This is a genomic window from Mesorhizobium kowhaii (genome assembly GCF_003253745.1).
GTDB classification, from domain to species: Bacteria; Pseudomonadota; Alphaproteobacteria; order Rhizobiales; family Rhizobiaceae; genus Mesorhizobium; species Mesorhizobium kowhaii.
The window spans coordinates 375,358-402,059 of sequence record NZ_MZXV01000062.1; the positions used below are offsets into that span (position 1 = coordinate 375,358).

Consider the following 26,702-nt stretch of genomic DNA (forward strand, 5'->3'; position numbering starts at 1 on the left):
TTGTCTCCTGACATGGTTGCCGCCAAAACCCTGCTAGCATGGGCCGGAATCACCCATCAGGGCCACGCCAAATCACCCTCAGAATGACACCCGCATGAAGGAAAAGATCTCGCTTGCCATGGCCAGGCGCATCGCGCTTGCCGCTCAAGGGTTTCTCGACCCCCGCCCCACCGCTTCGCCCGACCGTCGTCATTTTGCTCGCGTGCTCTCGCGCACCGGCCTGCTGCAGATCGATTCCGTCAGTGCGGTGGTGCGCGCTCATTATATGCCGCTCTATTCGCGCCTTGGCCCCTACCCGCTCACGTTGCTCGACAACGCCGCCGTCACGCGCAAGCGCACAGTGTTCGAATACTGGGCGCACGAGGCCTCCTTCCTGCCGGTCGAGACATATCCGCTGATGCGCTGGCGCATGCAGCGGGCCGAGCACGGCGATGAAATGTATCTGGGCCTCGCCAAATGGGGCCGCGAGCACGCCGCCTATATCGAAGATATCTACCGCGAGGTCGTCGAGCGCGGTCCGATCGCCGCTTCAGCGCTCGAAGGCCAGAAAGGTTCGGGCGGCTGGTGGGGCTGGAGCCATGCCAAGCATGCCTTCGAATGGCTGTTCTGGGCCGGGCGCATCACCACCGCTCATCGTCGCGGTTTCGAGCGGTTCTACGATCTGCCGGAGCGCGTGCTGCCGCAGGCGATCCTCGATCTGCCGGTGCCCGCCGCCGAGGACGCGCACCGCGAGTTGCTGCGCATTTCCGCCCGCGCCCACGGTATCGCCACGGCCGGCGACCTGCGTGACTACTTTCGCCTGTCCCCCGCCGACATGAAGGGCCGGCTGGAAGAACTGGTCGAGCTCGGCGAGCTGCTGCCGGTGCGCGTCGAAGGCTGGGACAAGCCGGCTTATCTTCACAAGGACGCGCGCCTGCCACGAAAAATCGAGGCCCGCGCCCTGCTGGCGCCGTTCGATCCGGTCGTCTTCGAACGATCGCGCACCGAGCGGCTGTTCGATTTCCACTACCGTATAGAAATCTACACCCCAGCCGATAAGCGGCAATATGGCTACTACGTCCTGCCGTTTCTGCTCGGTGACAGGATTGTGGCGCGCGTCGACCTCAAGGCCGACCGGCCAGCCGGGATGCTGCGTGTCCATGCCGCCTATGCCGAGCCCGGCGCGCCGCCTGAAACCGCTGCAGAACTCTTCGAGGAACTGAAGCAGATGCAGGGCTGGCTTGGCCTTGAACGTATAGAAGTGACATCGGCTGGTGATTTGGGTCCGGCGCTGGCCGACCTGACCGTGTCGTAAGCCCACGTTGACACCGCTGCCTGCAAAAGCCTAAATCCGGTCCAGACGGTCTCTTCTCTTCAACGAGAGGAGCCAAGAGGGAATGCGGTGCGAAATTCCGATTTCAAATCCGCGGCTGTCCCCGCAACTGTAAGCGAAGAGCCAAGGCCGAAAGCCACTGGGATGGTCCCGGGAAGGCGGCACCAAGGCGATGACCCGCGAGCCAGGAGACCTGCCGTCTGCGACTATAGAATCCGATCGCCCGGCGGGTTTCCGGGCAAGGAGCCCGATTCTTGGACCACGACAGCAGTTTTTCGGCTGGCACAGCGGATGTTTCGTCCGGCGAGAGCGATGCCCTTGCCGGCGTGACCGTCATCGTCTGTGCCTCCTGCCGCGATGAAACCGGTTCCGATGCCCATCCCCGCGCCGGCGAACTGCTGGCGGACGACACGCGCCGCGCCGCCGCTGGCGAAGACGTCCGCGTCCGCAGCGTCGAATGCCTCGGCAATTGCAAGCGCCGGCTCAGCGCCGCCATCCTGCGCGATGGCTGCTGGAGCTACGTCTTCGGCGACCTGACGACGACAAGCGGCGCCGATCTCGTCACTGGCGCCAAACTCTTCGCCACTTCGATGGACGGCCTCATTCCGTGGCGCGGCCGCCCCGATAGCCTCAAGCGCGGCCTCGTGGCCCGCATCCCTCCCCTTGACCTGCTGAAGGACTGATCATGACCGCTTCCGTCTCCCGCGTCCCCTGCACCGTCGTCACCGGCTTCCTGGGCGCCGGCAAGACGACGCTGATCCGCCATCTCCTGGAAAAAGCCGGCGGCAAGCGGATCGCCATCATCGTCAACGAATTCGGCGACATCGGCATCGACGGCGAGATCCTGAAGGGCTGCGGCATCGACACGTGCCCCGAGGAAAACATCGTCGAACTGGCCAATGGCTGCATCTGTTGCACCGTTGCCGATGATTTCGTGCCGGCGCTCGACCAGATCCTGTCGCTGACGCCGAAGGTCGACCACATCCTGATCGAGACCTCGGGCCTCGCGCTGCCCAAGCCACTGGTCCAGGCTTTCCAGTGGCCGACAGTGAAGAGCCGCGTGACGGTCGATGGCGTCATCGCCGTCGTCGACGGCCCGGCGCTGGCCGAGGGCCGCGTCGCCAACGACATGAACGCACTTCAGGCACAGCGCGCCCAGGACACGACGCTCGATCACGACGACCCGGTCGAGGAGGTGTTCGAGGACCAGATCGCCTGCGCCGACCTGATCATCCTGTCGAAGAGCGACCTGATGGACGCTGCCGGCTCGGCCCGCGCCAACGCCATTATCAACGAGCACATTGCACGCGCCGTGAAGATCGTGCCGACGTCTCAGGGCAAGGTCGATCCGTCGGTGCTGCTCGGCCTTGGCCTTGCCGTCGAGGACGACATAGAAAACCGCAAGACCCATCACGACGACGAACTCGACCACGAGCACGACGACTTTGACAGCTTCGTCATCGACATCGCCTCGATCGCCAATCCGGATGAGCTGGCAAAGCGCGTCGCCACCGCCGCGGAGGAAGAAAACGTGCTGCGCGTGAAAGGTTTCGTCGAGGTCGGCGGCAAGCCGATGCGGCTCTTGCTGCAGGCCGTCGGACCGCGTGTCAATCATTACTATGACCGCGCCTGGACGGCCGGGGATGACCGCCGCTCGCGCCTCGTCGTCATCGGCCTCAAGGGGCTGAACCGCCCGGCGATCGAGCGTATACTCGCCGGCTGACGCAAACCACGGGCCGCGATGCACATCCTCACCACGACCTCCGCCTCGCTCGACGACCTCGCCGAGCCGGTCGATCTGCGGCAGACGCCGGCGGATATCGTGGCCCTGTCCTTCACCGACAGCGATCTTGCCGGACTGGCGGCGGCATGGAAGGCCGATGCCGGCCGCTTGCCCGCCATGCGGCTGGCGGCCTTGCGTGACCTGCGCCATCCCATGTCCGTCGACCTCTGGGTCGACAGCGTCGCCCGCCACGCCAAAATCATCCTCGTGCGCATCCTCGGCGGCTACGACTGGTGGCGCTACGGCTGCGACCAGCTTGCCTCGACCGCCCGCGCACGCGGAATAAAACTGGCGTTGCTGCCCGGCGAATGCCGCGACGAGGATCTGCGCCTGATCGAAGCCTCGACACTGCCCCGCGAGGAGCTCGACGCTCTGCTCGACTATTTTCGCGAGGGCGGCCCGGCCAATATGAGCGCGCTGGTGCAGAAGCTGGCGCGGCTGGCGGGATCCGAAGCAACAATTTCGATGCCGGTCGCCGTACCGAAGACGGGGTTTTACGAGCCGGGCCGCGGCGTCATCGATGATCTGAGTGCTTTTGTCCGCGCCCCCGTCATCCCCATCCTGTTCTACCGCTCGATGCTGCTGGCCGCCGATGTCGCGCCGATCGACGCCCTTTTTGACGCGCTCAGGCAGCGCGGCATTACCCCTGTCCCCATCTTCGTCTCCAGCCTCAAGGACCCGGCATCCCTTGCGTTCGTGGAAACCGCACTGGCCACGTTCAAACCCGCCGCCATCATCACCGCAACCGCCTTCGCTTCCGGCGCCGAACCCGGCATTGAGACCCTGTTCGACCGCGCCGGCGTGCCTGTGTTCCAGGTCATCGTCGCCACCACCCGCCGCGACATCTGGGAAAACAACCAACGCGGCCTGGCGCCGGCCGATCTTGCCATGCATGTCGTGCTGCCCGAACTCGACGGCCGCATCCTCGCCGGCGCGATTTCTTTCAAGGGCGAGAACGAGGTCGATCCGGCGCTTGGTCACCGCGCCTTTGCCAACCGGCCGGAACCGGATCGTGTGGCGCAAGTCGCGGACCGCGTCAGAGCCTTCATCAAGTTGCAGGAAACGCCCCGCGCTGAGCGCAAGTTGGCGATCCTGATCCCGGACTACCCGAGTGCCCCCGGCCGCACCGGCTATGCCGTTGGCCTCGACGTGCCGTCCAGCGTGCTGGCGATGCTGCATGACCTCAAGGGACAGGGCTATGCCGTCGACGGGATTCCACAAACGCCGCGTGAGCTGCTGGATTTGCTGGAAAGTTCAAACCACGGGCTGAAGCTTGACGACTATCTGTCCTTCTCGACCGAATTGCCGAGGGTGGCAATGGCTGCCGTAGAGGCGGCCTGGGGGAAGACGGAAGACGAGACCGGCTTGCGCGAGGCGCCCCCCTCCGCAAAATTCCCATTCCGCGCCGCCACCTTCGGCAACGTCACCGTGGCGCTCGCCCCGGATCGCGGCCGCTCGGCGGACCGCCGCGCCGATTATCACGACCCGACACTGCCGCCGCGCCATGCGCTGATCGCTTTCGGCCTGTGGCTGCGCAAGTCGCTCGGCGTTCATGCGCTTGTCCATGTCGGCGCCCATGGCACGCTGGAATGGCTGCCCGGCAAGACGGTTGCGCTCTCGGAAAACTGCTTTCCCGAGATCGTCACCGGCCCCTTGCCCGTGATCTATCCCTTTATCGTCTCCAATCCCGGTGAGGCGGCACAAGCCAAGCGGCGCATCGCCGCCGTCACCCTTGGCCATTTGCCGCCACCGTTGACCGGCGCCGGGCTGGACGAGGATCAGCACAGGCTCGAGCGGCTGGTCGACGAATATGCCCAGGCCGACGGGCTCGACCGTCGCCGCCGCGACCGGCTTGCCAAGCTGATCGTCGACACCGCGCAAAAGACCGGCCTCGCCTCCGAAGCCGGCGTCGCCAAAACCGACGCACCCGACGAAGCGCTGCGCCGCATCGACGCCTGGCTCTGCGACCTCAAGGATTTCGCCATCAAGGACGGGCTGCATATCTATGGCCGTGCGCCCGAAAACGAGCCTGACGCCATGCGCCGGCAAAGCGCGGAAGCCGAGAAGACGGCGTTGCTCGCGGCACTCGATGGCCGTCACGTCAAGGCCGGTCCGGCCGGCGCGCCAGCGCGCGGTCGCTCCGACGTTTTGCCCACGGGCCGCAACCTGTTCACGTCGGACCCGCGCACCATGCCGACACCGACCGCCTATGACCTCGGCAAGGCGGCGGCGGAAGAAGTGGTGCGCGGCTATATGCAGTTGCATGGCGACTGGCCGCGTTCGCTGATCATCGATCTCTGGGGCTCGGCCTCGCTGCGCACCGGCGGCGAGGAGATCGCCCAGGGCCTGGCGCTGATGGGCTGCCGGCCGCAATGGGAGGCCGCGACCGGCCGCATCACCGGTATCGAGGTGCTGCCGCCGGCCATGCTCGGACGGCCACGTGTCGACGTCACCTGGCGCATATCAGGTCTGTTCCGCGACATGTTCCCGACCCAGATCGCACTGATCGATGCCGCCGGAAATGCCGTTGCCACCCGCGACGAGGAGGATTCGGAAAACCCGCTCGCAGCCAAAGCCCGCGCGGATGGCAAGATCACCCCGCGCATCTTCGGCACCTCGCCCGGCACTTACGGCGCCGGCATAGAGGACCTGTTGTCAAGCGGTGACTGGGCGGCACGTGAAGAGATCGGCCGCGCCTATCTCGACGCCACCTCGCATGCCTATGGCGGCGCCGGAGGCGAAGGCATATCCGCGCCCGGCGCCTTCGAGGGCCGCATCGCCGAAGCCGATCTTCTCGTCCACACCGGCGACGACCCCGGCCGCGACATCCTCGAAGGTTCCGCCGACGTCGCCTTCATCGGCGGCTTTTCGGCAGCGTTGGCCGCGCTCGGCAGGAACGCCGACGTGATCGTGCTCGACACCACGGATCCGCAAAAGCCCAAGCCGCGTTCGATCAGTGAGGCGGTGGCCCGCGTCGTGCGGGCCCGCGCCGTCAACGCCCGCTTCATATCAGGCCAAATGCGCCACGGCCCGCGCGGCGCGTCCGAATTCGCCGAAACCGTCGACCGGCTGGTCGGCTTCGCCGAAACCACCCATGCCATATCGGGCGCATTGATCGAGGCCGTTCACGATGCCTATCTCGGTGATCCCGCGGTGCGCGCCTTCATCCTGCGCGAGAACCCTGCAGCAGCCAAAGTCATCGCCGAGCGCTTCCTGTCGGCGCGGCGGCGTGGCCTCTGGCATCCCCTGCGCAATTCCATCGACGACGATCTCACCGCGCTGATTGCCGAGGCTGAAGTGCTTGGGGTTGCGGCATGAACGCCTTCTCGCGTCGCGGCGCCTGCCCTGCTCTGGCAGCCCCCATGCAGACCGGCGACGGCTTGCTGGTGCGGCTCAACCCAATTGCGGGAGGATTGTCGCCGAAGCTTTTGATCGGCCTCGCCGAATCCGCCCTGCGGCACGGCAACGGCATCATGGAGATCACCGCGCGCGGCAGCCTGCAGCTACGCGGGCTGACACCGGACAGCGCGCCGCTGCTGGCGACGGAGGTTGATGCTCTGGGAATCGCCGTGCGCACCGGCGTGCCGGTCGAGACCGGGCCGCTGGCTGGCATCGATCCTCAGAAGGTCGCCGATCCCCGGCCGCTGGCCGAGCGGATCAGAGCAGCGGTCGAAGAGGCTGGGCTGACGCAACGGCTCGGGCCAAAGGTTTCGGTTGTTGTCGACGGCGGTGGGCAACTGACGTTGGATGCGGTAACGGCCGATGTGCGGCTTGCGGCAACGCGGATTGATGCGGGAGTTCGGTGGCTGGTGTCTGTCGCGGGTGATGGGCAGAATGCGAGGCCGCTCGTCACCGTGGAAGACGATGCAGCACGCGATATTGCCGTTGCCGTGCTCAGGATGGTTGCCGAGAAGGGTCGTGAGGCCCACGCGAGGGATTTGTCGGAGAGGCAGCTCAAATCGCTCGAAAGTTGGCACTCCGTCCCACCCCCCTCTGTCCTGCCGGACATGTCCGGTAGGACAGAGGGGGGCGCGAAGGAACTCCGACCTATCGGAACTTTCAATCTCGCCGCAGCCACCGCCCTCGGCATAGGCCTGCCCTATGGCAGCATGCCGGCAGACAAGATCATCGGCCTCGCCCAGAGCGCCCTCGCCCTCGGCACAACCGAAATCCGACTGGCGCCCGGCCGTGCCTTGCTGTTCCTCGGACTCCAGTCGGCCGCATGCCGCTCTCTTCAGCACGCCGCAACCACCCTCGGCTTCGTCACCGACCCAGACGATCCGCGCACACGTATTGCGGCTTGCCCCGGCACGCCGGCCTGCGCCTCCGGCCGGATAGCCACGCGCGACATTGCCGAGACGATTGCCGCTGAAAACGCCGACATCCTCGACTTCACACTGCACATTTCCGGCTGTGCCAAGGGCTGCGCCCATCCGGGCAAAGCAGCGCTTACCCTGGTCGGCGGCGAAAACGGAGCCGGACTTGTCGTGAACGCGACGGCAAAGGCCCTTCCTGCCGGCTACAGGCCGGGCTATGACGCCGCGCGCGGCATCAGCCGCGTCGCGGCAGCGATCCGCAGCGCACGACTTCCCGGCGAAACAGCCGCCGCTTGCCTGACAAGGCTTGGCGCGGCCGGCATCGCCGAAGCTTACCGACAGGAATGAGCATGGCCGCCTACGACTACATCCACGACGGCACGGCGATCTACGAGCGCTCCTTCGCCATCATTCGCGCCGAGGCTGACCTGTCGCGCTTCTCCGAAGCCGAGGCCGATGTCGCCATCCGCATGATCCATGCCTGCGGCCAGGTCGAAGCTGCCAGGCATTTTGTTTTTTCGACGGATTTCGTTGCCGCCGCGCGCACGGCACTTTCGGCTGGTGCGCCGATCTTCTGCGACGCCGAGATGGTCTCGCATGGCGTCACCCGCGCCAGGCTGCCGGCCGGCAACGAGGTGATCTGCACCTTGCGCGACCCGCGCACACACGAAATCGCCAAGGAGATCGGTAACACCCGCTCCGCGGCCGCGATCGACCTGTGGGGCGAGCGCCTAGCCGGTTCGGTGGTCGCCATCGGCAATGCGCCGACCGCACTTTTCTATCTGTTGGAAAAGCTTCGCGACGGCGGGCCGAAGCCGGCAGCCATCATCGGCATGCCGGTCGGCTTCGTCGGTGCGGCCGAATCCAAGGATGCGCTGGCCGAGAATTCCTATGGCGTGCCCTATGCCATCGTGCGCGGCCGGCTTGGCGGCAGCGCCATGACCGCCGCGGCACTCAATGCCCTGGCGAGGCCGGGCCTGTGAACGCGCTTGCCAAAGGCCGTCTCGTCGGCGTCGGCACGGGTCCCGGCGACCCCGAACTGCTGACGCTGAAGGCCGCGCGCGTCCTGGCCGAGGCCGATGTCGTGGCGTATTTCGCCAAGCGCGGCAACAACAGCAACGCGCGCGCCATCGTCGAAGCGCAGTTCCGCCCGGGCATGACGGAACTGCCGCTGCTCTATCCCGTCACCACGGAAATCGACAAGGATCACGACGACTACCGCTCGCAGATCACCGGTTTCTACGAGGAGTCCGCCGAGAAGGTCGCCGAGCATCTTCAGGCCGGCAAAATGGTCGCCGTGCTGTCCGAGGGCGACCCGCTGTTCTACGGCTCCTACATGCATCTGCATGTCCGGCTTGCCCATCGCTTCCCGACCGAAGTCATTCCCGGCGTCACCGCCATGTCCGGCTGCTGGTCGGCGACCGGCCTGCCGATCGTCCAGGGCGACGACGTGCTGACGGTGCTGCCGGGCACGATGAGCGAGTTCGAGCTGACGCGCCGGCTGGCCGACACCGATGCCGCCGTCATCATGAAAGTCGGCCGCAACCTGCCCAAGATCAGGCGGGCTCTGGAGGCAACCGGCAAGCTGGCGCGCGCCGTCTATGTCGAGCGCGGCACCATGACCGGCAGCGTCTCGATGAAGCTGACCGACAAAAAGGACGACAAGGCCCCCTACTTCGCCATCGTGCTGGTCGCCGGCTGGTCCGGCCGGCCGGGCGTCTTGGGAGCGCAGGCATGAGCGGCCGTCTCACCGTCATCGGCCTCGGGCCCGGTAATGCCGATCAGGTGACGCCGGAGGCCAGCCGCGCCGTGGCGCAGGCAAAATTCTTCTATGGCTACAAGCCCTATCTCGACCGACTGGAGCTGCGCGGAGACCAGACCCGCGTTGCCTCCGACAACCGCGAGGAACTCGCCCGCTCCAAGGACGCGCTGGTCAAGGCCGCTGAAGGCTATGACGTTGCGGTCGTTTCCGGTGGCGATCCCGGCGTGTTCGCCATGGCAGCCGCCGTCTGCGAGGCGATCGAGGCCGGCCCGGCCGAATGGCGTGCGGTCGATGTCGCCGTCGTGCCCGGCATCACCGCCATGCTCGCTGTCGCCGCCCGCATCGGCGCCCCTCTCGGCCATGATTTCTGCGCCATTTCGCTGTCCGACAATCTGAAGCCGTGGGAGCTGATTGAGCTACGCCTGTTGGCGGCGGCCGGCGCCGGTTTCGTCATCGCGCTCTACAATCCGATCAGCAAGGCGCGGCCCTGGCAGCTTGGCCGCGCTTTCGAATGCCTGACCGCGATCCTGCCGGGCACCACGCCGGTGATTTTCGGCCGCGCCGCCGGCCGTCCGGATGAGCGCATCGAAGTCTTCCTGCTGGCCGATGTCGACGCGCAAAAGGCCGACATGGCGACCTGCATCATCATCGGCTCGCCTGAAACCAGGATCATCAAGCGCGGCGAAAAGCAGGCGCTGGTCTACACACCGCGTTCGTCCACGGGTCAGAGAAAATGATCGACCCCAAACTGGTTGACAATGGCGGCCAGCGCTTCGACGGTTTCAGCCGAAGGGACGTCCGGCAGCGCGGGCCTGCGGACCATCACCACCTCGATGCCAAGCGCTCGCGCCGCGGCGATCTTGCCATAGGTCGCCTCGCCGCCGCTGTTCTTGGACACGAGGGCGTCGATGCGATGCTTTTCGAGCAGCGCGCGTTCTTCCGTCTCGCGGAACGGCCCTCGTGCCAACAGATAGGTCGCATCCGGCACCGCGAGCTTCGGTTCGACCGGATCGACGCTGCGGATGAGATAGTGGTGCTGGGGCGCTGCTTCGAAAGCGGCAACTTCTTGCCGGCCCAGCGCCAGGAAGACCTGGCGCGGCGCTGGGCCCAACGCTTGCACGGCATCGCCTGTTGTATCGACCTGCGTCCAGCGGTCGCCTTCGACAGGTTCCCAGCCGGGGCGTCGCAACGCCAAAACAGGCACACCGGCCACGCGCGCGGCTTGCGCGGCATTGGCCGAGATCTGCGCCGCATAGGGGTGCGTGGCGTCGATCAGCAGGTCGATGCCCGTCTCCCGGAGATGGGCGGCCAGCCCATCGGCGCCGCCAAACCCTCCGGTTCGCACCGGCACGCCCTGCGCAACCGGGCTTTCGGTGCGGCCGGCCAGCGACAGCGTGACCAGGCAATCGGCGCGCGCCGCCAGTTTTCCGGCCAGTTGCCGGGCTTCCGTGGTTCCGCCAAGGATCAGAATGCGGTGGGTCATCATGCCTGCTGAGGGTCCGCGCGGCGCCAAGCTCAACTCAAGATGGCTCTCCATCGTCGGCATCGGCGAGGACGGTTTAGCGGGTCTCGGCGACGAGGCCAAGCAGCTGATCGCCAAGGCGGAGATCATCTTCGGCGGCAAGCGGCACCTCGCCCTTGTCGCCTCCTTCGCCAAGGGCGAGGCACGACCGTGGGCGATTCCTTTCGATGCCGAGATGGCTGATGTGCTGGCGCTTGCCGGCAGAAACGTCTGCGTGCTCGCCTCGGGTGACCCTTTCTTCCACGGGGTCGGCGCCACCCTCGCCCGCAAGGTGAAGGCGCAGGAGATGCATGTCATCCCGGCACCATCGGCCATTTCGCTGGCTGCTGCTAGGTTGGGCTGGGCGCTGCAGGATGTCGAGACCGTCTCGCTGCATGGCCGGCCGCTCGACCTGATCCGGCCGTTGCTGCAGCCGAATGCGCGCATCCTGGCGCTGACATCCGACGCCGAAGCACCTGCGGCAATCGCGCGCCTGCTGACCGAACTGGACTTTGGGACATCGCGGCTGACGGTTCTGGAGGCCTTAGGCGGGCGGAGGGAGACATTGCGTTCGGCCCAGGCCGATGCCTTCGATCTCGAAAACATCAATCCGCTCAACGTGCTGGCGATCGACGTTGAACCGGGTCCGGATGCGCGCGTCCTGCCGCTCACGGTTGGTCTTGCCGATCATCTGTTCGACCATGACGGCCAGATCACCAAGCGCGAAATCCGCGCCATCACCCTGTCGGCGCTGGCGCCACGGCGGGGCGAGTTGCTGTGGGACATCGGCGCCGGCTCCGGCTCCATCGGCATCGAATGGATGCTCAGCCATCCCTCGCTGCGCGCCATCGCCATCGAGGCCGACCCGATCCGCGCCGCCCGCATTGGCCGCAACGCCGCCGCCTGCGGCGTTCCCGGGCTTGTCGTGGTGGAAGGCAGCGCGCCGAAGGCCCTTGCCAGGCTGGACACGCCGGACGCGATTTTCATCGGCGGCGGCGGCAGCGATGCCGGCGTGTTGAACGCTGCCATCAAGGCCTTGCGCGCCGGCGGTCGTCTCGTGGCCAATGCGGTGACGCTGGAGATGGAAACCTTGCTTCTTGCCCGCCATGTCTCACTTGGCGGTGATCTTACCCGGATAAACATATCGCGCGCGTCGCCGGTCGGCTCGATGCAGGCCTGGCGGCCGGCCATGCCGGTCACCCAATGGAGCTGGGTGAAGCCATGATGGTCGCGGGCATCGGCAGCCGAAAAGGCGTGAGCGTCGAAGATGTGCTGGCTGCGATAGAAACTGCACTCGAGACGCATGGGCTGGCGATGACGGCGCTTTCAGCGTTGGCCACCGCCCCCCTGAAGCAGGACGAAAAGGCCATCTTCGCCGCCGGGCATCAGCTCAATCTTCCGATTATCGTCGCCGATGCGGCCGCGATCGAGGCCGCTTCATCAGGCACGATCAGCCATTCCGTTCTCTCGCAGGATCTGGCCGGCACGCCATCGGTTTCCGAAGCATCCGCCCTAGCCGTCGCCGGCAGAGGCGCGAGGCTGCTCGGAGCCCGTACGGTGCTCGGCCCGGTCACCTGCGCCATCGCCATCAGCGGAGATGCGCCATGACCGTGCATTTCATCGGCGCCGGTCCCGGTGCCGCCGACCTCATCACGCTGCGTGGCGCCAGGCTGCTGGCAAGCTGCCCAGTCTGCCTCCATGCCGGTTCGATCGTCGCGCCTGAGTTGCTGCAGCACTGCGCGCCGGGGACAAAACTGATCGACACCGCGCCGATGTCGCTCGACGAGATCGAGGCCGCGTATCTCGATGCCCACAAGGCCGGTCATGATGTCGCCAGGCTGCATTCCGGCGACCTGTCGGTGTGGAGCGCGGTTGCCGAGCAGATCCGCCGGCTGGAAAAGCACGGCATTCCCTACACGCTGACGCCGGGCGTCCCCTCCTTCGCCGCCGCGGCCGCAGCGCTTCGCCGCGAATTGACCATTCCCGAAGTCGCGCAAAGCCTGGTGCTGACCCGCATCTCCGGCCGTGCGTCGAAGATGCCGCCCGGCGAAACGCTGGCCGGCTTTGGCCGCACCGGCGCCACGCTTGCCATTCATCTTGCCATCCACGCCATCGATCGCGTCGTCGCTGAACTGACGCCGCACTATGGTGGGGATTGCCCGGTGGCGATCGTCTTCCGCGCCTCCTGGCCGGATGAACGCGTGCTGACCGGCACGCTGGAAACGATCGAAATGTTGCTCGCGGCCGATCCGATGGAGCGCACGGCGATCATCTTCGTCGGCCGTTCGCTGGCGGCGGAAGATTTTGGTGAGAGTTCATTGTACGACGCCCACTACCAGCGGCGTTTTCGCGGACGGGACGGATTGTGAGCGGCAGCACCAGGAACAAGGGCGAGAACGCCACGCTCGAACAGGCATTGTCCCGGCTGAACTTCAAGCCGCGCCGGCTGGAGCCGGGCCATGTCTGGCTGGCAGGCGCCGGCCCCGGCGACCCTGGCTGCCTGACCCTGGAAGTGCTGGCCGCTTTGGCCGAGGCGGATGCGCTGGTCTACGACGCATTGGTCTCTCCCGACGTCGTCGCCGTCGCCGAAAGCGCCGAGCTTTTCTTTGCCGGCAAGCGCGGCGGAAAACCGTCGATGAAGCAGGACGACATCACCGCACTTTTGGTCCGGCTGGCACGCGCAGGCCGCCGCGTCGTCAGGCTGAAGGGTGGCGATCCCTATATTTTCGGCCGTGGCGGCGAAGAAGCTCTGGCGCTGGCACGGGAACATATCCCGTTCCGCGTCCTGCCCGGCCTGACATCGGGACTGAGCGCACTGGCTGCAACCGGCATCCCGGCCACCATGCGCGGCATCAACAAGGCGGTGATCCTGGCCACCGGCCATGCCGCCGGCACCGATGACGATATCGACTGGGGCGCAATAGCCCGCACCGGCCAGCCCATCGTGGTTTATATGGGCATGGCCAATTTGCCCTTGATCGCCGCGGCATTGCTCGACGGTGGGCTGGCGCCGTCGACGCCGGCGGCAGTGATCGTTGCCGCGACGACGCCGCAGGAACGAACCGTCGTCGCCACGCTCGCCACCATTGCCGAGCAAGCGGCCGCTGCCGGGCTGACCTCGCCGGCGCTGATCGTCGTCGGCGGCATCGTCGCCATGCGCGCGGCACTGGCGGGCAACCCGTGACCGCTCGCGCCATCATCATCGGTGCGCCACGCTCCGGCTCGGGCAAGACCAGCGTCACCATCGGCATCCTGCGCGCGCTCACCCGGCGTGGACTGAAAGTACGCGGCGCCAAATCCGGCCCCGACTATATCGATCCTGGCTTCCACACCGCCGCCACGGGGCTTTCCGGCGTCAACCTCGACAGCTGGGCCATGCCGCCATCGCTGCTCAACGCGCTCGCCACCCAAGCGGCCGACGATACCGATTTCGTCATCCTCGAAAGCGCCATGGGCCTGTTCGACGGCATTCCGGCGGCTCCCGGCCGCACCGGCTCCGCGGCCGATCTCGCCCGGCTCTACGGTCTCCCGGTGCTGCTGGTGCTCGACGTTTCCGGCCAATCAACCACGGCGGCCGCCGTCGCCAAGGGGTTTGCCACCTATGATCCGGATGTGCGCATGGCCGGCGTCGTGCTCAACCGGTTGGGCAGCGAGCGCCACCGCCGGCTCTCCGGCGATGCGATCGAGGCGATCGGCCTGCCGGTCGTCGGCGCCATCCTGCGCGACCCCACCCTGAACCTGCCCGAGCGCCACCTCGGCCTCGTCCAGGCCGGCGAATATGATGACCTGATGGCGCATCTCGACCGGCTGGCCGACATGGCCGAGAAGTCACTCGATCTCGACGCCATCATGGCCCTGGCGAGCCCCCTCACCCCGGCGCCCGGCGGCTTCGACGACGCGCTATCGCCGCCCGGCCAGCGGATCGCGTTGGCTGAAGATGCCGCCTTCACCTTCCTCTATCCGCATGTGGCGGCCCATTGGCGCAAGGCCGGGGCCGAGATCGTCCCGTTCTCGCCGCTCGCCGACGAGGCACCCCACGACGGCTGCGATGTCTGCTGGCTGCCTGGCGGCTATCCCGAACTCCATGCTGGCAAGCTAGCCGCCGCCACCAATTTCCGTGCACGAATGGCAAGATTCGCTGCGACGAAGCCCATCCATGGCGAGTGCGGTGGCTTCATGGTGCTTGGCGAAGCACTGGAGGACGCGTCGGGCGAAGGGCATGCGATGCTCGGCCTGCTCGGCCATTCCACCAGCTTTGCCAAGCGCAAGATGAACCTCGGTTACCGCGAGGCACGGCTGCGCGCCGATTGCCCGTTGGGCAAGCAAGGCGCATTGATCCGCGGCCACGAGTTCCACTATGCGCAGATGATCGCGACCGGCAATGACGAGCCGCTGGCCGACCTCGCCGACGGCCAGGGCAGTCCGATCGGCGCCTCGGGTTACCGGCGCGGCCATGTCAGCGGCACCTTCTTCCACGCCATTGCGAGGGGCTAGAGAATGATCCCGAAAGATGGCAACCGGTTTTCGGAAAAGATCAGGCTCAAGCTCCGGAACTTGAGCCTTTCGCCCCGGCAGCTCCTCGACGATATCGCGCTTTGCCTGGTCTTCTTCACCCGCCTGCCGCTGCCCGTCTTCGACTTTCGCGGCCACAGCCTTGCCGCGGCGATCTGGGCGGCACCCGTCGCTGGCCTTGTGGTCGGCTTGATCGGCGCCATCGTCTTTGCCACGGCGGAACGGTTTGGCCTCGCCATGGGCCCGGCGGCGACCCTCGCCCTTGTTTCAACCGTGCTCACCACCGGTTGCCTGCATGAGGACGGGCTGTCCGATGTCGCCGATGGTTTTGGCGGCGGCAAATCGCGCGGCCGGAAACTCGAGATCATGCGCGACAGCCGCATCGGCGCCTACGGTGCCATGGCGCTGGCTCTGTCGCTGCTGATCCGCTGGAGCGCACTGTCGGAATTCGTCGAGCCCACACAGGCCCTGTCCGCCCTGATCGCCGCACACGCGGCCTCGCGCGGCGTGCTGGGCGCCTTCATGTACCTGCTGCCCCCGGCCCGGTCCGACGGTCTCTCAGCGGATTCGGGTACCGTTTCGATCGAAACCGCCATCGCCGGTGCCGTGCTCGGCGCGATCCCGCTGCTTTTGCTAGGGCTCGGCGGCGCCATTGTGGCGCTCATCCTGCTCGGCCTGTTGTTTGCCGCCTTCCGCGCCGTTTGCCTCAACCAGATCGATGGCCAGACCGGCGACACGATCGGCGCCTTGCAGCAGCTGAGCGAAATTGCCGTGCTGCTCGTCGCTTCCGTAGCTCTCTCCTGATTCCCCTTTGGCCTGATTCCCTTTTGGAGACTTTGCCCCATGCCCTTCAAATCGCTCGATGAACTGCGCGCCGCCTGCGTCAACCTACCTGCCGGCAGCGATCCCGCCGCAAGCGCTGTCGCCCGCCGCCAGGACACGCTGACCAAGCCGCAAGGCAGCCTCGGCCGGCTCGAGACCATCGCCGCATGGCTGGCGCGCTGGCAGGGCCGCGACATGCCCAGGCTCGACCGGGTGAAGGTCTTCGTCTTTGCCGGCAACCATGGCGTCACCGCGCAAGGCGTGTCGGCCTATCCTTCGGAAGTCACCGTGCAGATGGTGGCGAATTTCGCCGGCGGCGGTGCCGCCATCAACCAGCTTGCCCGCATCGCCGGCGCCGAACTCGATGTCATCCCGCTCGATCTCGACCATCCCACCGGCGACTTCACGCAAGGCCCGGCGATGGACGAGAAGGTGTTTCTCGCCGCCGTGTCGGCCGGCTATGACGCGGTGACGAAGGACCTCGATCTGGTTTGCTTCGGCGAAATGGGCATCGGCAACACCACGCCGGCAGCCGCTATTTCGGCGGCGCTGTTCGGCGGCGGTGCACAAAAATGGACCGGGCGCGGCACCGGCGTCGATGACGCCGGCCTGAAGCGCAAGGTGGTCGCCATCGAAGCCGGCCTGAAGCGCCACGCTGTCGCCCTTAGCGATCCGCTGGGAGTTGCCGCCGCGCTCGGTGGGCGCGAACTCGCTGCCATCTTCGGCGCCACGCTCGCCGCCCGCCATCTGGGCATACCCGTACTGCTCGACGGCTTCGTCTGCACCGCCGCCGCCGCACCGCTGGCAAGGCTGCATCCGGCCGGCCTCGCCCACACCATCGCCGCCCATGTCTCGGCCGAATCCGGCCACCGTGGCCTGCTCGAAGCGCTCGGCCTGCCGCCGCTGCTCGATCTCGGCATGCGGCTTGGCGAAGGTTCCGGCGCCTGCCTCGCCGTCAACATCGTCCGTTCCGCGCTGGAGTGCCACACCCGCATGGCAAGTTTTGCCGAGGCGGGCGTTTCGGAGAAGTAGGCTAGCAACGCCCGGATCGCGCGATGAACGAGCCCTCCCAAATTTTCGGCGATCCCAAACAGGGTCTTCGCGATACTGTCGCGCTGATTATCAGAGATTTCGATCGCGGGATCGGAGCTTTTGCCGGGCTGAAATACAATTCACCGTGGATATTGGCGACGGAGGATTGGGCAGAGCGATCGGGCCATACGGTCGAAGCGCTGTGCGAGATGATTTCTCAATGGCGGATTTCAATCTGTACTGGCGAGCAGACGAATCCTAAAATTGATCAGGTTTTCGAAGATCTTCGCAGCGCCGCGGAGGAGTGGAGAACTGAGACAGGCTACATCGATGCGCCCACTCGTTATGATCCTGAAAAGGCAAAATTCCCGAACCGCAAAGAACTGAAAGCCCATACCTCAAGGCATGGAACTCCTTGGGATTGGCGAGGCAATGGCACATAGCTACGACGCCAGAGACCTTAGCTTTAGTGGAGCCTTTGAAGGCCGATTTGGTCACGATGTTAGATTCTCAATGACCTTCAAGCTTAGATATGGCGGCCCAATAAGGTTGTTCTTTCAATTTCCTTACTATTCGGATGGCGATCCGAGATCGTTAGACCTCTTTACGCTTTCGGGCTGGTTGCGATGTGGCGAGCTTCGTCTGCCGGAAGCCCCGGAACTCGAATGGGTCGCCGGCAAAAGCAAGACGAACTTCGAAGCTGTCGACGGCGTCCTCGCTATAACGCGAGCGATCCTCAGCTATCTGCGACCAACTATCCAATAGCGTCCACTGAATGCCGCCACCGAACGGCAGCGAAACATCCCGCTTTCAGGGTCTTTCCACCAAGTCTTTGAAGATTTTGGTGGGTGCGCACAGGATTGAACTGTGGACCCGCTGATTAAGAGTCAGCTGCTCTACCAACTGAGCTACGCACCCACTCGGCCGGCAAAAACCGGCGTTGGCGGGCATATAGCCGCCACCATCGGTCCTGTCCAGCCCTGCCGGAATCATTTCCCGACAAATCGACCGAGCCTGCTCGCGATCAAACGAACAGTCTGCCTTCGGCGACCTTGACCGCGTTGCCGCCGATGCGCGCCGAGGCCAGTTTTCCGCCTTGCACGGTCAGTTCGAGGCGGATGCGCGACGGCCGGCCCATCTCCAGCCCCTGCTCGATCCACAGCTGCGAAACACCGTCTGTCGGGCCATCGAAATGCATGATGGCGCCGGCGAAGGCGGCCGCCGCCGAGCCGGTCGCCGGGTCTTCATAGGACGGCGTGCCCGGTACGATCATGCGCACATGGAACGCACTTTCGTGGTTCACCGTCTCGCGGCAGTAGACATAGGGGCTGGCAAAGGCCCACTCGCTCTTGCGCGGCGCCAGTTCCGACCAGGCCTGGTTGTCCAGCCGGATTCGGCCCGCCGCTTCGAGATTGGCAACCGGGATGGTCACATAGGGCACACCCGCCGACCAGAACGCGACGCGATGATTCTCGAAGCCGATCTCATGCGGCGCCAGCCCAAGGGCCGCACCGATCGCCTCCGGATCGGCCTCGAGCTTCAGCGGCTCCGGCAGCTTCGCCAGGTCGAACTCGGCGAAGGTGTTGCCATCGTGCTTGCTGACGGCGCAACGCACCGGACCGATGTTTTCTTCCAGCACGAAGATGCCGGCGCCGCCCTCTCCCGCCAGTTCGGCCAGCGCGATCGCCGAGCCGACGGTCGGGTGGCCGGCGAACGGCATTTCGTAGTCGGGCGTGAAGATGCGGATGCGGTTTCGGTGCTTGGGATTGGCCGGCGGCAGCACAAAGACCGATTCCGACAGGTTGAACTCGCGCGCGATGGCCTGCATCGCGGCCGTGTCCAGACCTTTGCAATCCAACACCACGGCCAGCGGGTTGCCGGCCAGTCGCTCGGTCGTGAACACGTCGTAAAGCAAGTAATTCCGGGTTTGCATTCCTGCCTCAATCCCAACATGGGCGAAATTTAATTTGATATTTGAACCAGTAAGCCTGATCTGTGCACAGATAGGGACATTGCGCACCATAGGGGTCCAACGTGGACCAGATTGTCAATCTGCCAAAGACGGAATCGGATTCCGCCATCGAGACCGCGCTCGGGCTCGACAGTCAAGGTCTGCGCAAGACGCGCCGCCGCGGCTGGCTCTATGCGCTGCTGACACTGATCGTGCTCGCCGCCGGGTTTGGCCTTTATCAATGGTACGCCGGCTCGCCCGCCAAGGTTGACTACACCACCGTGCCTGCCGCCAAAGCCGATCTCACCGTCGCGGTATCGGCGACCGGTACGCTGCAGCCGCTCACACAGGTCGATATTTCCAGCCAGCTCTCCGGTATCATCCGCTCGGTGTCCGTCGAGGAGAACCAGCAGGTCAAGAAGGGCGACGTACTGGCCGCCCTCGACACCGCCAAGCTGCAGGTCCAGATCGAGCGGGCCGAGGCATCCGCCAAGGGCGCGGCTGCCAATGTCGAGGACGCCACGGTGACACTCACCGAGAACGAAAGGGCGCTTATTCGCGCAGCGGCGCTGACCAAGCGCGGCATGGCGACCGACCAGTCGCTCGAGGCGGCGACCGCGACGCGCGACCGTTCCAAGGCGGCGCTCGACAGCGCCCAGGCCAATCTCGCCATCGCCAATGCCGATCTGAAATCACAGCAGACCGACCTTGCCAACAGCACCATCTATGCGCCGATCGACGGCATCGTGCTGACGCGCTCGGTCGACCCCGGCCAGACGGTTGCCTCTTCGCTGCAGGCGCCGGTGCTGTTCATCATCGCCGCTGATCTCAGAAACATGGAACTGGTGGCGGCGGTCGACGAGGCCGACATCGGCGCGGTCAAGACCGGCCAGCATGCCCGTTTCACCGTCGATGCCTTCCCGGACCGGCCGTTCGACGCCGAGATCCGCGACATTTCCTATGCCTCGGTCACCACCGACGGCGTCGTCACCTACAATGCGCGGCTTGAGGTCGACAACAACGAGTTGTTGCTGCGGCCCGGCATGACCGCCACCGTTTCGGTCGTCACCCGGCAAGCCAAGGACGTGCTCACCGTACCGGCCACCGCTTTCCGCTATCGCCCGGCACAGCAGGCGGCCCGTGGCTGGAGCCTGAGCGACCTGTTTACTGGCCGCATGGGGCGTCCCGGCGGCAACCGCCAGCGCCAGATCGCGACGGCGCCCACCGACGGCTCGCGCACGCTCTACGTGCTGGAGAATGGACGGCCGCATCCGGTCAACGTCAAGATCGGCTCAACCGATGGCGAACTGACCGAGATCACCTCGGGCCTCAAGGAAGGCGCCGAGGTCATCACCGCATCGCAGCAGCGGAGCTAAGGCCGTGGCTGCGGGCGCGACCCTCATCACCTTCGACAAGGTCTGGAAGAGCTACGGCCAGGGCGAGGCCAAGGTCCATGCGCTGGCCGGCGTCGATCTTGCCATCCGTCGCGGCGAATTCGTCGCCATCATGGGCCCGTCCGGCTCCGGCAAGTCGACGGCGATGAACATCATCGGCTGCCTCGACACGCCGACGGCCGGCACCTATTCCTTCATGGGCATCGACGCCGGCCGGCTCGACCGCAACCGCCGCGCCATGCTGCGCAACCTCTATGTCGGTTTCGTCTTCCAGGGCTACAATCTGCTGGCCCGCACCACGGCGGCGGAAAATGTCGAACTGCCGCTGATCTACCGCGGCGTTGCCGCCCGCGAGCGCCGCGACCTTGCCATGCAGGCGCTGGCCCAGGTCGGCCTTGTCGGCCGCGAGCACCACACGCCGGCCGAACTGTCCGGTGGCCAGCAGCAGCGCGTGGCGATCGCACGCGCCATCGTCACAAGGCCGACGCTACTCGTCGCCGATGAGCCGACCGGCAATCTCGACACCGCCCGCACGCACGAGATCATGGAGTTGCTGACGCAGCTCAACACCAAGCTTGGCCTGACCATCGCCATGGTCACCCACGAGGCCGACGTCGCCGGCTATGCCGAGCGCACAATTCGCTTCATCGACGGTCACGTCGCTTCCGATTCCAAGAATCTCGAGGTGGCATAACCATGATCTGGGAAACCGTCCGCCTCTCCCTGCGCTCGATCCGCCGCAACGTGCTGCGCTCGTTCCTGACATTGCTCGGTATCGTCATCGGCGTTGCTGCCGTCATTGCCATGCTCACCATCGGCTCCGGCACCACCGAAAAGGTCAAGGCCGACATCTCCAAGCTCGGCAGCAACCTGCTGGTCGTCCGCTCCGGCCGCCCGGCTGGCCCCGGCGGTCCGGGCGGCCTCGACCAGGTGGTCCGTCCGCTGGCCGAAAAGGACCTCGCGGCACTTGTCGCGCACCTGACCGGCGCGCGCGCCATTTCGCCGGCCTCGCAAAAGCAGGTCCGCGTCATCTTCGGCACCGAGAGCCTGACCTCGGGCGTGACCGGCACCGACAGCGCCTATCTCGATGCGCGCGACTGGAAGCTGGTTTCCGGCCGTCCGTTCAGTGATTCTGAAACCCGCTCCGGCACCGGCGTCTGCCTGATCGGCGAGACGGTGCGCCAGCAGTTCTTCGGCGCCGGCGACCCCGAGGGCGAGATCATCCGCGTCAACCGCACCTCCTGCAAGATCATCGGCCTGCTCGAGCCCAAAGGCTATACCGGCTTCGGCCAGGACCAGGACAATGTCGTGCTGATGCCACTGCACGCCTATCAGCGCCGCATCGCCGGCAACCGCGACATCGACAACATCTACATCGCCGCCGACGACACGACGCCGACCAGCGAACTGCAGCCGCGCGTCGAGGACATTTTGCGTGACGCGGGCCGCATCACCCCCGACCGCGAGAGCGATTTCGCCATCCGCGACATGACGCAGATCGCCGACGCCATGGCCAGCGCCACCACCACCATGACCGGCATGCTGGGCGCCGTCGCCGGCGTCAGCCTGCTGGTCGGCGGCATCGGCATCATGAACATCATGCTGGTCTCGGTCACCGAGCGCACCCGCGAGATCGGCATCCGGCTCGCCATCGGCGCGCATGAAAAGCACATCCTCATCCAGTTCCTGGTCGAGGCGACGGTGCTGTCGCTGCTTGGCGGCATTATCGGCATCCTGATCGGCCTGGCGCTGGCCGGCCTCGCCTCGGTGACGCTGACCATCCCGTTCGCGCCAAGCCCCGCGGTGATCCTGCTCGCCGTCGGTTTCTCGGCGCTGATCGGCATGGTGTTCGGCTTCTTCCCGGCGCTGCGCGGCGCCAGGCTCGACCCGATCGACGCGCTGCGGCACGAGTAAGCCCGGGCCAGCACCCCACGGCGATCTCCATCCACAACCTTGGATGTTTGCCGACACCCACAACGCTGTCGCCGTCCGATCAACGATGCTAGAGCAATTCCGGGAAAAGTGTGAAACGGTTTTCCGTCCGGAATTGCGTCAAAACAAGGAGATAGAGCGGTTCGGCGTTTCCGTGAAACGATGAACCGCTCTAAGGGACCGGGAACGGCGAAGTCGACCGGTCAACGCTGTTCCATGCGCGATCTGATGACGTAGTTCCAATCGCCATGAAACTCTTCGCACTCGACCCTCAACGACCTCGTCGGGGCTCTCTTCCGCGTAGTAACGAGCCAGGCGGCCGACCGCGAGATTGACGACTTCATGATCGTCCCACGCTCGCGCCCAGGGTGACGAGAAGCTCGTCCAGCTGTTCGAACTGCTCGGGCATCCCATCCTCCATCCCGGCGATGGCCTCGTCGAGCGCTTCCTTCGAGGGATAGAGTTCGTGCAGCACCAGCAGCGTCTTGCCGTCTTTTTCCTCGAAGGTCACCGTGGTCACGGCGGCGTCCTCACTTTCCTCATTCGTCCAGACGAGGCGCGAGTTAGGTATCACTTCGATGTACTTACCGAAGAATGCCATAGCGCTTGAGGCATCGTGGCCAAACGCAACACGGTACCCGCCTCCGACACGAACATCCATCTCGCAGGAAAGCAGAGGCACGCCCGTCGACTTCGGTGCCCACCACCGCATGAACAGCTCGGGCCTGGTCCACGCCTCGTACACGATGCGCGCCGGGCCATTGAACGTTCGCGTAACGACCAGCTCACGCTCGGACTTCCGTTCCACCGTCGCGCGGTTATTCATGGGGGCGGGCTCACTATGTCTTCTTTCGTCCATCGGCTTGCTCCTTCCGTTTCAATTCCTCGACAACCTTGTCCAACTCGTTGAAGCGTGCGTCCCACAGCTGGCGGTACCTCTCGATCCAGGCCGCCTCTTCCTCCAGTTCGCGTAGGCCGAGCTTGCAGGTCCGCACGCGCCCGACCTTCTCCGTGGTGACGAGCCCCGCCTGCTCCAAGACGCCGACGTGCTTCTTCATGCCCGTGAGGGTCATGTGGAACTTCTCGGCAAGCTCCGTGATCGAAGCGTCTGCACGTCCGAGCTGCTCCAGAACGCCGCGTCGGGTGGCGTCCGAGAGCGCGGCGAACGAGGCATCCAAGCGGGTCCGGGAATACTGAACCATATGGTTCAGTATGTAACACACGGATTGGCGGCATGCAAGGAAGGCCGAGCGCGCTGCGTTGCCGGCCGCCTTCACTCCCAAATCGACATCATTTCGATGCAGATTCGATCGACTCGGCGATCTCCAGCCCTTAAGGCAAGATATCTCTGGTCGGGGGCGAATAACGCATGAGCAAGAAGGCACGACTGATCCTGGCGATGGTCATCATCGAGGCCGTCCTTGCAGGCATCTGGTGGTATCTCGCCCGCTTCGGCATAGCCAATCCCGATCGCGTCACCGCCGATTTCCAGGCAGTCGTCGGCCAGACCATGGGAATGGCGATGGGCGGCTTGCTGGGTCTCGGCTTTATCTTGTTCTTCGTCGCCGCCAGCAACGATCGCAAGGCGGCGCAAAACAAGACGCGTCGTTAGAGCAGTTCATCGTTTCACCGAAGCGCCGACCCGCTCTAACTCTTTGTTTTTAACGCAATTCCCTGAGGGAAAGCGCTACGCGCTTTTCCCGGGAAAAACCGTTTCACACTTGTCCTGGAATTGCTCTAATCCACTCCGGCAAAATGCCATTCGACCAGCGGCTTCATGTGCGGCGCCAGCCCGTCCGGCAGGTCCGCGGCATGGCGGATGATGACCGGCCCCTCGATCTCCGGCTCGGCCTCGGTAGCGACGAAGGCTGAGATGCGACGTGCGATCTCCTCGGCTGGCGCCGTCTCGTGAAAACGCCGAAACATCACCGTACCGCTGGCCGTCGACAGGACGTGGTAGCGCTTGCCGCGTGGCGCGTCCGACAGATCCAGACCGGTCTCCTCGCGCACCTCGCGGATCATGTTGAAATCGACGTCGACCTGGCCGTCGCGAAAATCGATGGGCTCGAACGAGCCGGCGGCGAAATAGACGCGCCCGGCATTGACCGTATGCGATCCCATGCGGATCGCCACCAGCGCATTGTCGCCGGCGGCCAGCACGGCATGGGCATAGGCGTGCTCGGCGCCCGAATTCTCACGCCGCTTACGCCAGAGCATGAAGGTGGAGTAGTTGACCGCATGGCAGCGGCCGACGAGACGGTTGTCGCGATACGCGAGTTGCGACAGCAGCACCACCATACCGTCGAACAGCGCCGGCTTGGCTGCTATCTCGCGCTGCCAGTTCTCGGCGATGGCTTCCGCATTATCCACCGCGAAGGGGTGCGGGCCGGGATCGAGCCGGATGTCGACGGCGTCGACCGGCAGGATGACATTGCGCGGCAGGTCGAAACTCATCGGCGTATCAGGTCATGTCCAGGGTGATGGCCACCGGACAATGATCCGATGCCTTCGGCCGGTCCCAGCCGGCGCGCGGAAAGCGTTCGACCTCCTGGCCGGGTGGGAAAATGGTGCGCCAGGGCTGGCCGTTGCGGATGATGTCGGGAACGGCCGTCGCATTGCTGGCGGCGAGCCCCTTCGACAGCAGGATATAGTCTAGCTGGCACAGATGCCGCTCTTCCGGTCCACGCGTGTGGTAGAAACTCCAGCGGTTCATTTCCGGCCGCCGCTCGACGACGTTTTCGCAGAAGCCGCCTTCTGTCAGCACGTTGATGCAGGACTGGTTCTCGTTGACCACTTCGAAGCGGTAGCCGTCGATCGCGTCGCCGGCGATCTTCACGCGCTGCCGGTAATCGTTCATGTCGCCGCAGATCGCCCAGCGCTTGTCGGCGGCGTGGTCCTTGCCGAAGCGCTCCTCGATGATCCGTCGCACGGCCTGGGCTTCGGCGATGCGCACCGGCATCGTCGCTTCGCGCCCGTCGAGCCCGTTGCGCGGCGAGCCCATCGACTTGAAGTGCACGAGATAAAGCGTCAGCGGCACGCCGCCCACGGTCACATCGACTTCCAGGCAGTCGCGCCGGAAGATGCGCTCATTGGCCTGGTTGCCGAGTGCCGCCAGTTCGGGCGTGTGCAGCCCGAACTGTTCATAGGTGACGTAGGCATGGCTGGTCATACGCACGAATTCGATCGGCTGGCCCTGCGCGGTCTCGTTTCGCATCATCACGGCGACGTCGATGCCGCGCGAATCATTGCCGGCAGTGGTGTATTTCTGCCGGTAGCCCTGCCCCACCATCTTGAACAGATAGCCGTATTCGAAGGCCTTCAGCGCTTCGATGTTGTCGACCTCCTGCATGCAGATAATGTCGGCGCGGGTCGCCGCGATCGCCAGCGCCGTCAGCTGGCGCGTATCGTCGGACTGGGCGATGGCGCGGGCCTGCTCCAGCATCTTGTATTCCGCCTCGCTCTGGATATCGAACAGCGCAAGCGTTCGATCCTCGTTGAGCTGGTTGCGATAGCCGGAAAAATCGAACCTGTTCATCAGGTTCTCGACATTGAAGGTGGCAAGGCGCAGCGACATGTCATGACCTTTGCCCGCAAGTGCTCCAGAAAACAAGGTCGCGGGACCACCAGCGGAGACCGATTGGTCCTGATGCCACTCGCGCCATGGTTGACGGAACCTTTCCGTTCATCCGCCGTTCAGATGCAAACATCCACAGTAGGCCCTTAGAGTAGGCGTGGGGCCTGTATCTCTTGGAGAGTGTCATGAATTCGCTCTTTTCATCCACGGTCAAATCCGGGCTTATAGCGCTCGGTATTCTGTCCGGCGCCACCGCACCGTCGGCCGCTGGCCCGATGATGCAACCGGACCTGTCGATCCCCGCCAGCACTGCGGCGCCGATGGCGGTCCGCGACGCCTGGGCGGGCGGCAATAACAACGGCGGTAACTGGAGATGGCGCCGGTCCGGCAACTGGAACGGTGGCAACTGGAACGGGGGCCACCGACACTGGAACGGCGGTGGCAACTGGAACGGCGGCGGCAATTGGAACGATGGAGACAACTGGCGTTGGCGTCATGGTCGCCATCATTATCGCGGCGGCCGTTACTACGATGATGGCGCGGGTGCCGCGATTCTGGGCCTCGGCCTGGGGATGGGCCTTGGCAGCATGTACAACAACTACAATTACTACGATGCGCCGCCGCGCCGCTACTACCGCGCCTACCGGACGCAGCGGCTTTCGAGCGCCCATGTCCAGTGGTGCTACGACCGCTACCGGTCTTATCGCGCCTGGGACAACACGTTCCAACCCTACAACGGCCCACGTCAGCAGTGCTACTCGCCCTATTGATAAGCTGTAGCCGAGTCCAGAAATTGAAAAACGGCGCCATG

At 65.2% G+C, this 26,702-nt stretch carries 27 protein-coding genes, 1 tRNA gene and 1 riboswitch; of the genes, 21 read left to right on the forward strand and 7 right to left on the reverse strand.

Annotated elements, in window-relative coordinates; genetic code table 11:
* Nucleotides 1–94: 94 nt before the first annotated feature.
* The 8 genes from B5V02_RS29815 (at nt 95) to B5V02_RS29850 (ending at nt 9,910) form a co-directional block, all read left to right on the forward strand.
* On the forward strand, nt 95–1,294 hold the full coding sequence (locus tag B5V02_RS29815; RefSeq protein ID WP_111547566.1) for a winged helix-turn-helix domain-containing protein: 1,200 nt from the start codon (nt 95–97) through the stop codon (nt 1,292–1,294).
* Between the two features lie 29 nt (nt 1,295–1,323).
* Nucleotides 1,324–1,527: riboswitch (cobalamin riboswitch) on the forward strand.
* A 39-nt stretch (nt 1,528–1,566) separates the two neighbouring features.
* Nucleotides 1,567–1,995, forward strand: coding sequence for a DUF1636 family protein (locus B5V02_RS29820; protein WP_111547567.1), 429 nt, complete (start codon nt 1,567–1,569; stop codon nt 1,993–1,995).
* Between the two features lie 2 nt (nt 1,996–1,997).
* Entirely contained in the window at nt 1,998–3,035 is a 1,038-nt protein-coding gene (gene cobW, locus B5V02_RS29825; RefSeq protein ID WP_111547568.1) for a cobalamin biosynthesis protein CobW, read from the forward strand.
* Nucleotides 3,036–3,053: 18 nt separating this feature from the next.
* Nucleotides 3,054–6,413 (forward strand): cobaltochelatase subunit CobN, encoded by a 3,360-nt coding sequence (cobN, locus tag B5V02_RS29830; RefSeq protein ID WP_111547569.1) that lies wholly within the window; start codon nt 3,054–3,056, stop codon nt 6,411–6,413.
* Nucleotides 6,410–7,759 (forward strand): precorrin-3B synthase, encoded by a 1,350-nt coding sequence (cobG, locus tag B5V02_RS29835; protein WP_111547570.1) that lies wholly within the window; start codon nt 6,410–6,412, stop codon nt 7,757–7,759. Before cobN ends, cobG begins: the two co-directional genes overlap by 4 nt.
* A gap of 2 nt (nt 7,760–7,761) precedes the next feature.
* Nucleotides 7,762–8,394, forward strand: coding sequence for a precorrin-8X methylmutase (locus tag B5V02_RS29840; RefSeq protein ID WP_111547571.1), 633 nt, complete (start codon nt 7,762–7,764; stop codon nt 8,392–8,394).
* A complete protein-coding gene (locus tag B5V02_RS29845; RefSeq protein WP_111547572.1) occupies nt 8,391–9,149 on the forward strand; it encodes a precorrin-2 C(20)-methyltransferase in 759 nt (252 codons plus the stop codon). The genes B5V02_RS29840 and B5V02_RS29845 overlap by 4 nt, the downstream gene beginning before the upstream one ends.
* The gene (locus B5V02_RS29850) at nt 9,146–9,910 is read left to right on the forward strand and encodes a precorrin-3B C(17)-methyltransferase (RefSeq protein ID WP_111547573.1); all 765 of its coding nucleotides are present in this window, start codon (nt 9,146–9,148) and stop codon (nt 9,908–9,910) included. Before B5V02_RS29845 ends, B5V02_RS29850 begins: the two co-directional genes overlap by 4 nt.
* On the opposite strand, the gene B5V02_RS29855 is transcribed toward B5V02_RS29850, so the two are convergent.
* The gene (locus B5V02_RS29855) at nt 9,898–10,656 is read right to left on the reverse strand and encodes a cobalt-precorrin-6A reductase (RefSeq protein WP_111547673.1); all 759 of its coding nucleotides are present in this window, start codon (nt 10,654–10,656) and stop codon (nt 9,898–9,900) included. The genes B5V02_RS29850 and B5V02_RS29855 overlap by 13 nt on opposite strands.
* Before the next feature lies 1 nt (nt 10,657).
* Here B5V02_RS29855 and cbiE point away from each other — a divergent pair, with 1 nt between their 5' ends.
* From cbiE to B5V02_RS40245, 8 genes are read left to right on the forward strand one after another with little or no spacing between them, the layout of a single operon-like run.
* Entirely contained in the window at nt 10,658–11,899 is a 1,242-nt protein-coding gene (gene cbiE / locus B5V02_RS29860; protein ID WP_111547574.1) for a precorrin-6y C5,15-methyltransferase (decarboxylating) subunit CbiE, read from the forward strand.
* Nucleotides 11,896–12,282, forward strand: coding sequence for a cobalamin biosynthesis protein (locus B5V02_RS29865; protein ID WP_111547674.1), 387 nt, complete (start codon nt 11,896–11,898; stop codon nt 12,280–12,282). The genes cbiE and B5V02_RS29865 overlap by 4 nt, the downstream gene beginning before the upstream one ends.
* Entirely contained in the window at nt 12,279–13,043 is a 765-nt protein-coding gene (cobM, locus tag B5V02_RS29870) for a precorrin-4 C(11)-methyltransferase (RefSeq protein ID WP_111547575.1), read from the forward strand. Before B5V02_RS29865 ends, cobM begins: the two co-directional genes overlap by 4 nt.
* Nucleotides 13,040–13,858 (forward strand): uroporphyrinogen-III C-methyltransferase, encoded by an 819-nt coding sequence (gene cobA / locus B5V02_RS29875; RefSeq protein ID WP_111547576.1) that lies wholly within the window; start codon nt 13,040–13,042, stop codon nt 13,856–13,858. Before cobM ends, cobA begins: the two co-directional genes overlap by 4 nt.
* Nucleotides 13,855–15,168 carry a cobyrinic acid a,c-diamide synthase CobB gene (locus B5V02_RS29880; RefSeq protein WP_111547577.1) on the forward strand — a complete coding sequence of 438 codons (1,314 nt, stop codon included), beginning with the start codon at nt 13,855–13,857 and terminating at the stop codon, nt 15,166–15,168. The genes cobA and B5V02_RS29880 overlap by 4 nt, the downstream gene beginning before the upstream one ends.
* Nucleotides 15,169–15,171: 3 nt before the next feature.
* A complete protein-coding gene (gene cobS, locus B5V02_RS29885) occupies nt 15,172–15,990 on the forward strand; it encodes an adenosylcobinamide-GDP ribazoletransferase (RefSeq protein ID WP_111547578.1) in 819 nt (272 codons plus the stop codon).
* Between the two features lie 39 nt (nt 15,991–16,029).
* A complete protein-coding gene (gene cobT / locus B5V02_RS29890) occupies nt 16,030–17,040 on the forward strand; it encodes a nicotinate-nucleotide--dimethylbenzimidazole phosphoribosyltransferase (RefSeq protein WP_111547579.1) in 1,011 nt (336 codons plus the stop codon).
* 23 nt (nt 17,041–17,063) lie between these two features.
* The gene (locus B5V02_RS40245) at nt 17,064–17,483 is read left to right on the forward strand and encodes a hypothetical protein (protein ID WP_146606174.1); all 420 of its coding nucleotides are present in this window, start codon (nt 17,064–17,066) and stop codon (nt 17,481–17,483) included.
* A gap of 399 nt (nt 17,484–17,882) precedes the next feature.
* On the opposite strand, the gene B5V02_RS29900 is transcribed toward B5V02_RS40245, so the two are convergent.
* Nucleotides 17,883–17,958: transfer RNA gene (locus B5V02_RS29900), tRNA-Lys, on the reverse strand.
* Nucleotides 17,959–18,064: 106 nt separating this feature from the next.
* Nucleotides 18,065–18,973, reverse strand: a complete 909-nt coding sequence (locus B5V02_RS29905; RefSeq protein ID WP_111547581.1) for a PhzF family phenazine biosynthesis protein — start codon at nt 18,971–18,973, stop codon at nt 18,065–18,067.
* A gap of 101 nt (nt 18,974–19,074) precedes the next feature.
* On the opposite strand from B5V02_RS29905, the gene B5V02_RS29910 reads away from it, so the two are divergent.
* From B5V02_RS29910 to B5V02_RS29920, 3 genes are read left to right on the forward strand one after another with little or no spacing between them, the layout of a single operon-like run.
* Complete coding sequence (locus tag B5V02_RS29910) at nt 19,075–20,367, forward strand: efflux RND transporter periplasmic adaptor subunit (protein WP_111547582.1); 1,293 nt, start codon at nt 19,075–19,077, stop codon at nt 20,365–20,367.
* A gap of 4 nt (nt 20,368–20,371) precedes the next feature.
* Nucleotides 20,372–21,079: an ABC transporter ATP-binding protein gene (locus B5V02_RS29915; protein WP_111547583.1), complete on the forward strand. Its 708-nt coding sequence runs from the start codon at nt 20,372–20,374 to the stop codon at nt 21,077–21,079.
* A 2-nt stretch (nt 21,080–21,081) separates the two neighbouring features.
* The gene (locus B5V02_RS29920) at nt 21,082–22,299 is read left to right on the forward strand and encodes an ABC transporter permease (protein ID WP_111547584.1); all 1,218 of its coding nucleotides are present in this window, start codon (nt 21,082–21,084) and stop codon (nt 22,297–22,299) included.
* Nucleotides 22,300–22,657: 358 nt separating this feature from the next.
* Here the strand turns inward: B5V02_RS29920 and B5V02_RS29925 are convergent, their stop codons facing one another.
* Both B5V02_RS29925 and B5V02_RS29930 read right to left on the reverse strand, forming a co-directional pair.
* Nucleotides 22,658–23,176 carry an SRPBCC family protein gene (locus B5V02_RS29925; protein WP_208647157.1) on the reverse strand — a complete coding sequence of 173 codons (519 nt, stop codon included), beginning with the start codon at nt 23,174–23,176 and terminating at the stop codon, nt 22,658–22,660.
* Nucleotides 23,157–23,519 carry an ArsR/SmtB family transcription factor gene (locus B5V02_RS29930; RefSeq protein ID WP_111547675.1) on the reverse strand — a complete coding sequence of 121 codons (363 nt, stop codon included), beginning with the start codon at nt 23,517–23,519 and terminating at the stop codon, nt 23,157–23,159. Before B5V02_RS29930 ends, B5V02_RS29925 begins: the two co-directional genes overlap by 20 nt.
* 167 nt (nt 23,520–23,686) lie before the next feature.
* On the opposite strand from B5V02_RS29930, the gene B5V02_RS29935 reads away from it, so the two are divergent.
* On the forward strand, nt 23,687–23,929 hold the full coding sequence (locus tag B5V02_RS29935; RefSeq protein ID WP_111547585.1) for a hypothetical protein: 243 nt from the start codon (nt 23,687–23,689) through the stop codon (nt 23,927–23,929).
* Nucleotides 23,930–24,054: 125 nt separating this feature from the next.
* Here B5V02_RS29935 and B5V02_RS29940 read toward each other — a convergent pair whose 3' ends face one another.
* Together B5V02_RS29940 and B5V02_RS29945 are read right to left on the reverse strand one after the other, a co-directional pair.
* Entirely contained in the window at nt 24,055–24,771 is a 717-nt protein-coding gene (locus tag B5V02_RS29940; RefSeq protein ID WP_111547586.1) for a hypothetical protein, read from the reverse strand.
* A gap of 7 nt (nt 24,772–24,778) precedes the next feature.
* The gene (locus tag B5V02_RS29945) at nt 24,779–25,891 is read right to left on the reverse strand and encodes an endonuclease/exonuclease/phosphatase family protein (RefSeq protein ID WP_111547587.1); all 1,113 of its coding nucleotides are present in this window, start codon (nt 25,889–25,891) and stop codon (nt 24,779–24,781) included.
* 185 nt (nt 25,892–26,076) lie between these two features.
* Between B5V02_RS29945 and B5V02_RS29950 the strand changes: the two genes are divergently transcribed.
* Nucleotides 26,077–26,661, forward strand: coding sequence for a BA14K family protein (locus tag B5V02_RS29950; RefSeq protein WP_111547588.1), 585 nt, complete (start codon nt 26,077–26,079; stop codon nt 26,659–26,661).
* Nucleotides 26,662–26,702 lie beyond the last annotated feature (41 nt).

What these genes read in the sequence shown, in the direction of transcription:
- B5V02_RS29940 (WP_111547586.1), bottom strand. Translation starts at nt 24,771, where the DNA reads ATGAGTTTCGACCTGCCGCGCAATGTCATCCTGCCGGTCGACGCCGTC.
- cobS (WP_111547578.1), top strand. Translation starts at nt 15,172, where the DNA reads ATGATCCCGAAAGATGGCAACCGGTTTTCGGAAAAGATCAGGCTCAAG.
- cobG (WP_111547570.1), top strand. Translation starts at nt 6,410, where the DNA reads ATGAACGCCTTCTCGCGTCGCGGCGCCTGCCCTGCTCTGGCAGCCCCC.
- B5V02_RS29930 (WP_111547675.1), bottom strand. Translation starts at nt 23,519, where the DNA reads ATGGTTCAGTATTCCCGGACCCGCTTGGATGCCTCGTTCGCCGCGCTC.
- B5V02_RS29920 (WP_111547584.1), top strand. Translation starts at nt 21,082, where the DNA reads ATGATCTGGGAAACCGTCCGCCTCTCCCTGCGCTCGATCCGCCGCAAC.
- B5V02_RS29815 (WP_111547566.1), top strand. Translation starts at nt 95, where the DNA reads ATGAAGGAAAAGATCTCGCTTGCCATGGCCAGGCGCATCGCGCTTGCC.
- cobM (WP_111547575.1), top strand. Translation starts at nt 12,279, where the DNA reads ATGACCGTGCATTTCATCGGCGCCGGTCCCGGTGCCGCCGACCTCATC.
- B5V02_RS29855 (WP_111547673.1), bottom strand. Translation starts at nt 10,656, where the DNA reads ATGACCCACCGCATTCTGATCCTTGGCGGAACCACGGAAGCCCGGCAA.
- B5V02_RS29840 (WP_111547571.1), top strand. Translation starts at nt 7,762, where the DNA reads ATGGCCGCCTACGACTACATCCACGACGGCACGGCGATCTACGAGCGC.
- B5V02_RS29925 (WP_208647157.1), bottom strand. Translation starts at nt 23,176, where the DNA reads ATGGACGAAAGAAGACATAGTGAGCCCGCCCCCATGAATAACCGCGCG.
- B5V02_RS29865 (WP_111547674.1), top strand. Translation starts at nt 11,896, where the DNA reads ATGATGGTCGCGGGCATCGGCAGCCGAAAAGGCGTGAGCGTCGAAGAT.
- B5V02_RS29905 (WP_111547581.1), bottom strand. Translation starts at nt 18,973, where the DNA reads ATGCAAACCCGGAATTACTTGCTTTACGACGTGTTCACGACCGAGCGA.
- cobT (WP_111547579.1), top strand. Translation starts at nt 16,030, where the DNA reads ATGCCCTTCAAATCGCTCGATGAACTGCGCGCCGCCTGCGTCAACCTA.
- B5V02_RS29945 (WP_111547587.1), bottom strand. Translation starts at nt 25,891, where the DNA reads ATGTCGCTGCGCCTTGCCACCTTCAATGTCGAGAACCTGATGAACAGG.
- B5V02_RS40245 (WP_146606174.1), top strand. Translation starts at nt 17,064, where the DNA reads ATGAACGAGCCCTCCCAAATTTTCGGCGATCCCAAACAGGGTCTTCGC.
- B5V02_RS29950 (WP_111547588.1), top strand. Translation starts at nt 26,077, where the DNA reads ATGAATTCGCTCTTTTCATCCACGGTCAAATCCGGGCTTATAGCGCTC.
- B5V02_RS29850 (WP_111547573.1), top strand. Translation starts at nt 9,146, where the DNA reads ATGAGCGGCCGTCTCACCGTCATCGGCCTCGGGCCCGGTAATGCCGAT.
- cbiE (WP_111547574.1), top strand. Translation starts at nt 10,658, where the DNA reads ATGCCTGCTGAGGGTCCGCGCGGCGCCAAGCTCAACTCAAGATGGCTC.
- B5V02_RS29935 (WP_111547585.1), top strand. Translation starts at nt 23,687, where the DNA reads ATGAGCAAGAAGGCACGACTGATCCTGGCGATGGTCATCATCGAGGCC.
- cobN (WP_111547569.1), top strand. Translation starts at nt 3,054, where the DNA reads ATGCACATCCTCACCACGACCTCCGCCTCGCTCGACGACCTCGCCGAG.
- cobW (WP_111547568.1), top strand. Translation starts at nt 1,998, where the DNA reads ATGACCGCTTCCGTCTCCCGCGTCCCCTGCACCGTCGTCACCGGCTTC.